This is a genomic window from Clostridium sp. OF09-36, assembly GCF_003481985.1.
GTDB lineage: Bacteria > Bacillota > Clostridia > Lachnospirales > Lachnospiraceae > Brotaphodocola.
This window is the reverse complement of the sequence record NZ_QUMD01000048.1, coordinates 1-10,138: the sequence shown is the minus strand read 5'-3', so window position 1 is coordinate 10,138 and position 10,138 is coordinate 1. Positions and strand designations below refer to the sequence as shown.

Below are 10,138 nucleotides of genomic sequence, written 5' to 3'. Positions count from 1 at the left end.
GCCGTTTCAGTTCTGCCAGCACCTCCGGCGGGATACGGTCTACCAGCCGCTGAATGTCTTTCAGCTCGCTTTCCAGCTTTGCCCGTTCCATCGTATCTTTCATCTTGCCCTTTTCGCTGGCTTTGGCTCTGGCTTCCAACTGTTCATTTTCTGCTAAAAGGTCGTTTATTGTAACCTTGTATTTTTTGAGCTGACCGGAGAAGTTCTCCATCTGCGGAAACCATTTTTTCAGCAGGGAGAGGGCTTCCTCTTTTTTCTTTCCGGCGTTGAACGGGGTAATATCGCCCAGCGTGGCTTCAATGGCTCTTGCCTGTTTGGAGAGATTGACCGCCTGCTTGAACAGACGGGTGGGGATATGCTTCCTGCCTGTCTTGCTGGCACTTTCCCCACGCTCCAAGTCGGGATATTTCTCCACCATATAGGCGTGAAAATCGTCCTGCCATTTTGTGAGGTTGGCTCTATTCCCTATAATCTCCTTTGCACACAGGCGGTTGTCCTCTGTCAGAGGGACAAAGACCAAATGCAGGTGGGGCGTTTTCTCGTCCATGTGTACCACCGCCGACACGATATTTTCTTTCCCTACACGCCCGATTAAGAAATCAGCCGCCCTCTGGAAAAATTCCTGTATCTCCTTTGGGGACTTCTTCTTAAAAAATTCCGGGCTGGCGGTAATCAGCGTATCCACAAAACGGGTGCTGTCCCTGCGGGTGCGGCAGCCAGCTTGTTCAATGCGGCTTTGAATGAAGTGGTAATAGCGTCCCTCCGGCTTGACGATGTGGAAATTGTACTTGCTCCGGCTGGTGTCAATGTCGGGATTGCTGGCGTACTGTTCCTTTTGCCGTTCGTGATGGGCTTCCAGCGGTCTTGCCGGATTGCCCTTGTGTTTTTCAAATCGCAAAATTGCGTGTTGTGCCATGAAACTCCTTTCCCCGTTCCGTTCCTTTCCGGGACTTTTCCACAGGAAAATCCCGCAGAAAATATCTCGGATCGGATAGGAATGGATAAGATATAAATAAAATCGTTTTAATCTCTGTATTTCTATATACCGTCCGATTTTCGTACTTCAAGAGGATTGATTATCGTACTTGTGGAGTGCGGTTTTCAGTCCTCCGGCGTTCCATAACCGTATTTCTTGAAGTCGGTGTTTGGAACCGCTTCGTAGGATTTTGGGTAAATGCGATTGGGTTTTCCACAGCCCTGCTTCTGGATTTCCACCAGTCCGGCGTATTGCAGTTCCCGCAGGGTGTTGACCGCTTTCTGCCGCCCGCAGTGGAGCAGCTCCACTACCTCGTTGATGGGATAGTAGAGGTAAATCCGCCCGTATTCGTCCACCCACCCGTTTTTTCGGGACAGGTCTGTCCGGCGCAGGATAAAGGCATACAGTACCTTTGCTTCGTTGGACAGGGGCATGAATGTGGGGGCTTCAAAAAGGAAATTGGGAAGCCGGGTAAAGCTGACCGCTTTTTCCGGCTGATGGATATAAATGGTGTTTGTCATATTGTGTTTTGTGGACGGTTAGAAGTCCGTTTTCGGAGGCAGACGGTAGTTTCTATTGCCTGCCCCTGTTCTGTGCTTGTAAAGCCTTGTAAATCAAGGACTTTTCAGCCCCTAACTGTCCACACAAGACCTCCTTTTCCGTTCACTTTCTGTTTTCTGCCGCCTGTGAACTCTGGCGGCACAGCCGGGGCAGTATTTTGCCCGGTTGGATTTAGGGACGAACACACCGCCGCAGACCGCACAGCGTTTCAAGTCCTTATCCCGGAAAATCTCCGCTTCCAGCGTCCCGTCCAGCGGCAAGACCGCCCAGCGGAACCACTTACAGCAGACCGAGAAAGAAACCGTCTGCGGACAGGTGCAGGTGTCCCCATCGTCAAGGAACATACAGTTCCCGTCCTCATAACAGCAGCACTCCCGGCGTATCAGGCTGTTTGCCTGTTTCCGCTGCGCCGGCGTCATACGGTAGAGGGAGCCGTCCGGTTTGCGCTCTATGGGCGGCAGTCGTTTATATGGGTTCTCTCTCATGTGTTCCCTCCATTTTTCTGTTGCCGTTCTCCCCAAAAAGGCTTCCTGCCCCATTCCTGCGGCGTGTTCCCAACAGGGGCCCCCACAAAGTCGTTGGACTTTGTGGGGAGAGGAGCCACAGCGGAGCGAGTGAGCTTTCGCCATTTGGCGGAAGCGAATGATACGCAGCTTGTGGCGACGAGGCACGCTCCCCGGACTTCGGGACATTTTGTCCCGAAGTGGCTCGTAGCGGTGCTTCCCCTGCCGGGGTATTCCTTTTCGGACGGTCATTCATTTTTCAAGGTGCGGCTCATCGATGAACTAAGATAAGTCTACACCTAAATGACCGCCCGCCCCGTATATCCATAAAGTCGGAAATCAGCCCGGAAAACTTTCTATTTCCACGCTCTCGGAATTGTGGTAGAATAGAAATAATGAGTGATAAATAGGAGATAGGAAAGCCTTTATAAATGGATATTTGAAAAGATATATTCATTTTCACGATGGAAAAATGGAGGAGGCACAATGAACTTTAACGAAGCAATGCAAATACTTGGAAACAAGTTGCAAGGAAAGTACGGACATTTAGGCTTTAAGTATAAAAAATCTGACAAAACACTTACGAGGCACAGTAAAAATTTCACCTATATGATTGCGTTTTCCTCATTCGGCGGGAACACAAAGGATAGCATAAGTATAGAGGTTTGCTATATAATCAACACTCGTCCATACGACCCTTATGGTTATGCCAAACCAGACCTCAACACACAACCGCTGTTTTACAGTTTAAGAGACAATGAAATATATCTTGACATAGGAAATGAAGAAAAAATTGATAATACCTTTGAGATTGTTTGTCAGTGGATGGATAAATTACTGATTCCAAAAATGAATGAGCTTTGTGCTACCGAGTAAAATGAGCAGTTGACAATATCAGTGAATTATCTGCGAGAAAATTAGAAATATTTTTGACTATCAAGCAGACAAGGAGGGGGAGCATGGAACTATCCATACAAGAACGATTGAAAGACCTGCGTGTGGAGCGTGGGCTGACGCTGGAGCAGCTTGAGGAACAGGTAAATCTCTCCAAGTCTGCACTGGGCAGTTATGAAGCAAAGGACTTCAAGGACATCAGCCACTATGCCATTATCAAGCTGGCGAAGTTTTACGGCGTGACTGCCGATTATCTGCTGGGGCTGTCCCAAACAAGAAATCACCCAAACGCCGATCTTGCAGACCTGCGCTTGAGTGATGATATGATTGAACTATTGAAAAGTGGGCGGGTGGATACTTCCCTCTTGTGTGAGCTGGCGGTACACCCGGATTTCCCCCGGCTAATGGCTGACCTTGAAATCTATGTGAACGGAACGGCAGTCAAGCAGGTACAGAGCGCAAATGCCATTGTGGATATTATGAGCGCAACCATTATGAAGCAGCACAATCCCGGCTTGTCCGACCCGCAGTTAAGGCAGCTTGTCGCCGCCCATATTGACGATGACAGCTTTTGCCGCTATGTGATACAGCAAGACATAAACAAGATAGCCCTTGACCTGCGGGAAGCCCATAAGGACGATTTTTTCAGCGTTCCGGAGGACAATCCGCTGGAGGATTTCTTGCAGACCGCCGAGGAAACTGCCAGTCCAGACAGCGACCCGGAGCAAGCGGCTTTGGCGTTTATCTGTAAGCGGCTCAAGCTGAATTTGAAAAAGCTGTCCGAGGAAGAAAAGAAGTGGCTGAAAAAGATTGCACAGAAGTCGGACTTGCTGAAAAATCCGAACCCACAGCGGGGGAGAAAATAGAGAACGAAAAATTGGAGGGAGTAAAGGTGCAGGAGGCAATTATAAAATTGAAACTTCTCGGTCAAATGCCAGACGCAGTGAAAGATGACCCTACAGAAGAAACCATCAACATGTATGACGAATTGCTCTCCAATGTAAAAACGCCATTGACAAGAGAAGAAGTAGGCGTATTGATTGACATTTTCCCCGAAGGTGGAATGTATGGAGTAGAGTGGGATTTGCTAAAATTGGTAGAGTCTTATCTGATAGAAGCACCATCAAGTGAAGAGTATCGAAAATTGATTACTGCTTGTCCAAGTGAAGAATGGCGAGAAACTATGCAAGCCCGTTTAGATAATTGGGAAAACAACAAACAATAACTTGTTTGGGAGATAGCAAAGCCAGTCGAGCCAGTCAACGGTCAAGATGAACGGCGCATTTCATGCGCCGCCGTTGACAGCCCCGCCCGTCTTTGCTAATGGGCAATCAAGGCGGGAAAGCCCTAAAATGGCTTCCCGCCCATTTCTAAGAACTGATAAGTCAGATTTGCTGAAAAATCCAAATCCACAGCGGGGACGGAAGTAGAGAACAATAAATAAGAATTTACAGGAGGAAAATCAATGGAGAACTTGATTAAGTTTTTAGAAGATAAGATAACGGATAAAATGTCTGTGGAAGAAATAGTTGATGTTTTTGAGCAGATGTGCAGCACACCGCTTGAAGAAGATATGGTTTTATTTGAAACCGGAACATTTACTGCTTTTTCAAAAGAACCATTTTTTCAAATTTCATTAGTTCGACAGTTTTCAAATGATGATGAAGAGTTTTATCAAATCCATGTAGTCATCTTGTATAAGCCAACCGCTGAAAATAAAATTTTCAGCGAAACAACATGGGACGAAGATTTAGACGAAAATATATTTGACTATATCAGAAAATCAGCGTCGTTTGCTTATGCAAGAAATCATGAATACATCGAGGTAAAAATATATATGGACGAAACTTAACTTCTCATTTATCAGGGAGATAGCAAAGCCCTAAAATGGCTTCCCCGCCCATTCCAATTTTGAGAGAAAAATCTGTTTGCTTTTTGTGAGTGTGTCCACAAGTTCGGGACATTTTGTCCCGAAGTCCGGCGTGGGACGAGGAACGGGGGCTTTCATATACGCCCTGTCTGCTGACGAAACCAGCCCTGCGCTTGCGGCTCCACGACACGCAATCACAGCCCTGTTTTCCTGCTGCTTCAAATGCCCTTGCCCGACCCGGCGGCAACCTCATTTTCGCAGCAACGCCGACAGAGCGTATAACACACTACACTTTGCAAGCAAAGTCGTGTGCCAAGGGGCAAGCCCCTTTGGAAACCCCGGACAACAAAACAGGCTGAATATCTCGCACTTTTTCGGTGCTTGATACTCAGCCTTTATTTGTTGTCAGCAGCCCCCGTTTCGTGGTCTGCGTGTAGTTCCTTGTAAACTGACCTAACATTTGAGTAAAAGAACTGCCTGTATCAAAAGCATTATCTATATTTTTAATTTTTAATAAGATTTCTCGTTCTTCATTTCTGAGATTTTCTAATACGGCATTTAATTCACTGTAACGTTCAGCTATTTTATTTTCACCAAAAAGTTGCGTGTCATCGAACTCTGGTAAATCAGAAGCTATTTTAAGCATTTTCTGTACTGAAATTTTTCCGTCAAAATCCTGTTCAAGCAATGCAAAATAATCCGTTAATAACGGCGAAAGATTTTCTTTAATATATGCAGTGCTTTTTTCATTAGCTTTCTGTTTTTTGTATTTTTGTTTCAATTGAGCTTTTAATGTATTTAATTGAATTAAGTCGCTATAATACTCTTGACTAATCATACCTGCAAAAACAGGAAATTGGTCTATCACATCTTTTCTTTTATAAAAATCTGAGAACCGATAGAATAACGCAAACTTACTTGCCATTAAGTTTTGATGTTGAAACAAGTAAGAAACCATATTTCTTAATGACGCTTTTTTCCCTTGTTGGTCAGCATCGGTAGCCATATTTGTCACAAATAAGCCTAATGCACATTCAATCTCATTTTTTACATCTTTATACGGCAAAGCCGGTTTTTCTACAAAATAGCTTAACTCCAAATTTTCAGGTTCAAAGCCCTTTGCTTCTTTAGAAAAATGCATTTTGCTGCCATCATCCCAATTATAACGAGCGATAACATAGGTATTATCATCTATAGCCATTACAAGAGTATAAAGATACGAAAAGTCGGTTATTTTGCCTTTTGGTATTGTACAACGAGTACTGCACAAGCAATAATCAATTATCTCAACTAATGCACTTTTACCTGTTTTGGATTCGCCAGTGATTATATTTACTCCTTGCTCAAGTGGAACTACTCTTTTTTCGCCATTTTTATTAAATATAATAATAGCTTTTATATAACTTTTCATTTTGTATCAACTCCTAAAAAGAAAGATAAATGGTCTTCGGTGGTTTTTGAAAACACAACTCCAAGGTAAAATGCACATTTAATCCAATCTTTGATAGCTCCCTCAAAATCTTTGTAATCAATTTTCTTGATAAGGACAATCTTGTGATTGTTAAAGGCTATTTTTCCTTCGGAAGATAAAATAATAATTGCTTCTTTACAATATGGTTTAAGTGAATTATATCTGTCAATATAGCCAGATAACCTTGTTTTACCAGAAATCTTACGTTCATCAATAATTTGAGGGGACTGAAACAAAGTATCTATTCGACTTCTTCTATTTGCATTTACTAATTTTTCTCGTGATTCAGCATACAGTAAAATTGGAATTGCCATAAACGGTAATTTTATCTCACAAGGTTTTTCGTAACCAGAAAGAAAACTCTGCATTAGTAAAGAATAAAAATGAGGATTCATTGAAAGCTTTTTGATGTTATTTATGCTCATTCTTTTCTTCACCTACTTTCCATTTGAAATCTGTTTCGTCCACTATGTTATGTATAACTCCTCGCTGAAAGTATCCTTGATTACGAATAATAGAGCCAAAATCATTCGCATCCCAACTCATTACACCATTGTAAAGCTGCTTTGAAATTCTTATTTGTCCTTCCTCGGTTGCTCCTTCAGCATTCAAATCGCTATTCGCTTTACTATATTGCATCTTTGCAGACAAATCTTCCATATATGATTCAAGACTTTCTAAATACATAAGGTTGTCCCTAAAATATTTGGCAACGGTTAAATCAGCTTTCCAATAATCTGACATTGCATTTGGAATCATTTTGTCATACTTAATCTCACGAATAGAAGCAACAAATTTTTTCTGTTCTAGTGTAGTAATTTTGTCTTTAGGAACAACTGCTTTTGCGTACTCATTTGGAAGTGGCGCAGTTCCTTTTGTTCCCTATGCTGCTGATTGTATCTGTAGAATTTCATCAAATGCTGACTTGGTCACCTCCCATTTATGCGGGGGTTCCTTAACTTTTATTAATATTTCGCCAAGCAAAGCACCTATATATCCGTCTCTATTTTCGGAAGGAATGTGACCTACATATTTAGAAAATTCATTCGATATACCGTCTATTGAAGTTTTTGCAGCTTCAATCGTAAATTTATCTAATATTTCCAAAAGGCGACTTTCGTCATAAGAGTCACCGAAAATTCTATTATATTGATTCCTGAATGTTTCTTCAGTTTTCTTAGAGGTAGCTCCTATGTCTTTTAAGCATTTTAATTTCTCAGTCTTTTTTATATTATTCCAACTATGAAACGGAGAATCACTTTTTATTGTAGCTGTAGTACTGAGTATATAATTGGAAAAGTTTTTTACACGCTCATAGTCTACATACCAATTTGCAAGTGTCTTCCAAAAATCTATATCTCTGTCCGAAATAGATGTATTCCCAAAATGATGTTTTACTTCTCTCTGAAAGCAACCACCCACATCATTTATAATGCTCACATCACCATTTGTCTCAATTTGCAGAGTATCGCCATCGTTCAATTCGAAGCAATCTCTTAAAGCTATTAGATACTGGTATATATCACCAGCTTTTTGCAATGTTGCATCATTAACTGCTCTTGTCACGGTCAATACCTCCCTTCAGATTTGACCATTTTTTCGCATTGCCTTTCCATATGTTTTGCCACTCTTTCTCATTCACTATCGCATCAAACACAGGCTCAAGAAAAGTCTGGATTTCTTCAATGACAAATGGAAACTCAAGTGTGTTATCTTTTATGGTTTTCAAAAAGAATTTCCAACGCTTCTGCATATCTTCATCATCGGCAAGTGCAACAACACGCTTAAAACTATCTCTGTCATAGGGAGTGCCACGCCGCTGTAAGGTTTCAAATATAGCTGCCTGCAATTTTGCACCCTCAAAATCGAATGTCCTTGAAAGATAATAGATGTCATAAAAATCTTTCATCCTGCCTGTCAGTTCAAAGCGTTGCAGTATGGCATCAAACTTCTCGGCAATGGTGCTTTCAAGGGAATAAGTTTTGATTACAGGTGCTTCAAAATCTGGAAGCTGAGTGTTGATTGTGCGTTCTTCGGCACGGGGGACTATAATATCGCCCACTCCTATATCAACATTAAACGGCACACGCACATTTTTTATTTGAGCAATAATTTGTGTACTGATACCGTGATATTTTCTTTGCGGAGAAATCTCTTCAAAGCCTTTTGCTCGCATTTCTATATAATCGTTACCAGTCGGCGTGTCGATGATTATACAAATCAACTCTTTTACATCATCTATTGTATTAGAGTATCCACGGAGCAAGAAATCGACATCAATTGTTGCTCTACTTTCAAAATTAGTTAAAGTATAAATGAACAATCCACCTTTGAGTATAAGCGTATCCTCACACCCAGATTTTGATAACTTTCTCAAAAATTCTTCCTGCACAAAAAGCTGCAAACATTGCTGGTAACTGATACCAGAAGCTTTTGCTTTATTTCTCAGCTTTGCCAGAACGGAAGCTGCTATATCTGCCATTACAACCACACTCCAATCAATTCTTTTACACGCGTTTGAACACGCAAAACTTTCGCATATTCTATAAGATTCGGTATATTCTTTTTCGGGTCCTTAACATAGCCTTGTACTGCTTTATTAAAAACCTCCTTATCTATCTTGTTCATATTTCGCAGCACATCGCAAATAGTACGGTCACGGTCATAAATGCGGACTTTGTGGAAATCAATTTCACCTTCGGTTTCGCCCAGCGTAACCAACTCTGACTCTACACGATATGCCTTTATAAACGGATAATCGATTTTTGTTCGCCGCTTAGAGACATTTTTATCTATTGCAAAGTTCCATTCGGCAGGATTTCTGTCACTGTATCTATAATAGAATAGGGCAGTCTCCATACAGAGCACTGCATCGGGAAACAATCGATTGATAATGACAACTTCACTTTCTCCATAATCTTGAGTCCAGTGATAGTAACCTCGCCTGACTCTTTCAATCAATCCTTCATCTAAAAGTTGTTTTATATCTGCATAGTATAACTTTGAAGCTGTAAGTTCAGCAGTAGTCATAACATAATTATGACTGCTAAACAACATTCTCAGTGTCTCAATATCTTTATTTTGAAGCATATCTTCACCTCTATTTAATCGCCCCTAATCAAGTCAACGATTGGGCACTTTACTATATTATATTTGATTTTTCTCTTTAAGTCAATAATAACAAAGTGAACGCTTTTAATTCTATCAATTAGGCAGTTTAGTATAAAATCTGTCCTCCGCTTTTATAACCAAATAAAATATTAGTCAACGAAAAGACAACTATGTAAAAAAATAAGCGTACCACTATTTCTAATGATACGCCTATCCTCATTAAATCACTTCAAAATGCTTCAACGCATCCTTTATCGCTTCCACTTTCTCCGCTGTCGGATGCTTCCTTGGCTGTTTCAATTCTTCTACCGCATTAGGAGCATCATACATTGGCAAGCCTAAATCTCTCTTTACCTCTGCGATATATGCGGTATGTACTTTGAAGCCGTATTTAGCTTCTATGTACTCCTTTATCATTTTGTAGGTCACTCGTTCCTTGGGCTTGTAGCTTTCTGCTCTTTGAGCGATATCATCAAGCGGAACTTTTCCCTCACCCTCGCCAAACTCAACTTTTACGTTGATATGTCCGTCTGGTTTTTTGTGGGAAAGCAGTACAAGCGTCTCGACTGTATTAAAGAGGTTTGCCCTGTTATAATCCACCTTGCGTTCCACATTTCCCTTTTCCCATCCAGAATAAGGGTTACAGAACCGGACACGGAAATGGTAATGAGCACGAAAACGGGAAAAAAGTTCTGTTTCGTGAATCATATCACCGATCCTGCGTCCAACACCAGTAGCATTATCAAAGATCA

At 41.7% G+C, this 10,138-nt stretch carries 13 protein-coding genes and 1 pseudogene; 4 read left to right on the top strand and 10 right to left on the bottom strand.

All coding sequences use genetic code 11. From position 1 onward, the window contains the following. The 3 genes from mobV to DXA97_RS18960 all read right to left on the bottom strand — a co-directional run. The coding region (gene mobV / locus DXA97_RS18975) for a MobV family relaxase (protein WP_118721413.1) at window positions 1-916 on the bottom strand (916 nt) is incomplete at its 3' end. Window positions 917-1,101: 185 nt separating this feature from the next. Beyond that, a complete protein-coding gene (locus DXA97_RS18965) occupies window positions 1,102-1,497 on the bottom strand; it encodes a replication initiator protein A (RefSeq protein WP_002566027.1) in 396 nt (131 codons plus the stop codon). Window positions 1,498-1,608: 111 nt separating this feature from the next. Beyond that, a complete protein-coding gene (locus DXA97_RS18960; protein ID WP_117502926.1) occupies window positions 1,609-2,022 on the bottom strand; it encodes a cysteine-rich VLP domain-containing protein in 414 nt (137 codons plus the stop codon). 504 nt (window positions 2,023-2,526) lie between these two features. On the opposite strand from DXA97_RS18960, the gene DXA97_RS18955 reads away from it, so the two are divergent. From DXA97_RS18955 to DXA97_RS18940, 4 genes are all read left to right on the top strand, one after another. Next, the gene (locus DXA97_RS18955; protein ID WP_117502927.1) at window positions 2,527-2,916 is read left to right on the top strand and encodes a hypothetical protein; all 390 of its coding nucleotides are present in this window, start codon (window positions 2,527-2,529) and stop codon (window positions 2,914-2,916) included. An 83-nt stretch (window positions 2,917-2,999) separates the two neighbouring features. Further along, entirely contained in the window at window positions 3,000-3,800 is an 801-nt protein-coding gene (locus DXA97_RS18950) for a helix-turn-helix transcriptional regulator (protein ID WP_117502928.1), read from the top strand. Next, window positions 3,731-4,159, top strand: a complete 429-nt coding sequence (locus DXA97_RS18945) for a hypothetical protein (RefSeq protein ID WP_243107773.1) — start codon at window positions 3,731-3,733, stop codon at window positions 4,157-4,159. The genes DXA97_RS18950 and DXA97_RS18945 overlap by 70 nt, the downstream gene beginning before the upstream one ends. Window positions 4,160-4,399: 240 nt before the next feature. Further along, window positions 4,400-4,786, top strand: coding sequence for a hypothetical protein (locus DXA97_RS18940; protein ID WP_055080834.1), 387 nt, complete (start codon window positions 4,400-4,402; stop codon window positions 4,784-4,786). A 406-nt stretch (window positions 4,787-5,192) separates the two neighbouring features. On the opposite strand, the gene DXA97_RS18930 is transcribed toward DXA97_RS18940, so the two are convergent. From DXA97_RS18930 to DXA97_RS18905, 7 genes and pseudogenes are all read right to left on the bottom strand, one after another. Then, window positions 5,193-6,215, bottom strand: a complete 1,023-nt coding sequence (locus DXA97_RS18930; protein ID WP_243107772.1) for a hypothetical protein — start codon at window positions 6,213-6,215, stop codon at window positions 5,193-5,195. After that, window positions 6,212-6,700 carry a three component ABC system middle component gene (locus tag DXA97_RS18925; RefSeq protein WP_117628830.1) on the bottom strand — a complete coding sequence of 163 codons (489 nt, stop codon included), beginning with the start codon at window positions 6,698-6,700 and terminating at the stop codon, window positions 6,212-6,214. Before DXA97_RS18925 ends, DXA97_RS18930 begins: the two co-directional genes overlap by 4 nt. Continuing rightward, on the bottom strand, window positions 6,687-7,058 hold the full coding sequence (locus tag DXA97_RS21340) for an ABC-three component system protein (protein WP_347561708.1): 372 nt from the start codon (window positions 7,056-7,058) through the stop codon (window positions 6,687-6,689). Before DXA97_RS21340 ends, DXA97_RS18925 begins: the two co-directional genes overlap by 14 nt. A 99-nt stretch (window positions 7,059-7,157) precedes the next feature. Next, window positions 7,158-7,841, bottom strand: coding sequence for a hypothetical protein (locus DXA97_RS21335; RefSeq protein WP_243107770.1), 684 nt, complete (start codon window positions 7,839-7,841; stop codon window positions 7,158-7,160). Further along, window positions 7,825-8,757: a nucleotidyl transferase AbiEii/AbiGii toxin family protein gene (locus tag DXA97_RS18915; protein WP_118721411.1), complete on the bottom strand. Its 933-nt coding sequence runs from the start codon at window positions 8,755-8,757 to the stop codon at window positions 7,825-7,827. Before DXA97_RS18915 ends, DXA97_RS21335 begins: the two co-directional genes overlap by 17 nt. Next, entirely contained in the window at window positions 8,757-9,365 is a 609-nt protein-coding gene (locus DXA97_RS18910; protein ID WP_101882249.1) for a type IV toxin-antitoxin system AbiEi family antitoxin domain-containing protein, read from the bottom strand. The genes DXA97_RS18915 and DXA97_RS18910 overlap by 1 nt, the downstream gene beginning before the upstream one ends. A gap of 240 nt (window positions 9,366-9,605) precedes the next feature. Beyond that, a pseudogene (locus DXA97_RS18905) lies at window positions 9,606-10,138 on the bottom strand (hypothetical protein); the annotation flags it as partial.

Coding starts and splice junctions, on each gene's coding strand:
- DXA97_RS18965 (WP_002566027.1), bottom strand. CDS start 1,497: ATGACAAACACCATTTATATCCATCAGCCGGAAAAAGCGGTCAGCTTT.
- DXA97_RS18960 (WP_117502926.1), bottom strand. CDS start 2,022: ATGAGAGAGAACCCATATAAACGACTGCCGCCCATAGAGCGCAAACCG.
- DXA97_RS18955 (WP_117502927.1), top strand. CDS start 2,527: ATGAACTTTAACGAAGCAATGCAAATACTTGGAAACAAGTTGCAAGGA.
- DXA97_RS18950 (WP_117502928.1), top strand. CDS start 3,000: ATGGAACTATCCATACAAGAACGATTGAAAGACCTGCGTGTGGAGCGT.
- DXA97_RS18940 (WP_055080834.1), top strand. CDS start 4,400: ATGGAGAACTTGATTAAGTTTTTAGAAGATAAGATAACGGATAAAATG.
- DXA97_RS18930 (WP_243107772.1), bottom strand. CDS start 6,215: ATGAAAAGTTATATAAAAGCTATTATTATATTTAATAAAAATGGCGAA.
- DXA97_RS18925 (WP_117628830.1), bottom strand. CDS start 6,700: ATGAGCATAAATAACATCAAAAAGCTTTCAATGAATCCTCATTTTTAT.
- DXA97_RS18915 (WP_118721411.1), bottom strand. CDS start 8,757: ATGGCAGATATAGCAGCTTCCGTTCTGGCAAAGCTGAGAAATAAAGCA.
- DXA97_RS18910 (WP_101882249.1), bottom strand. CDS start 9,365: ATGCTTCAAAATAAAGATATTGAGACACTGAGAATGTTGTTTAGCAGT.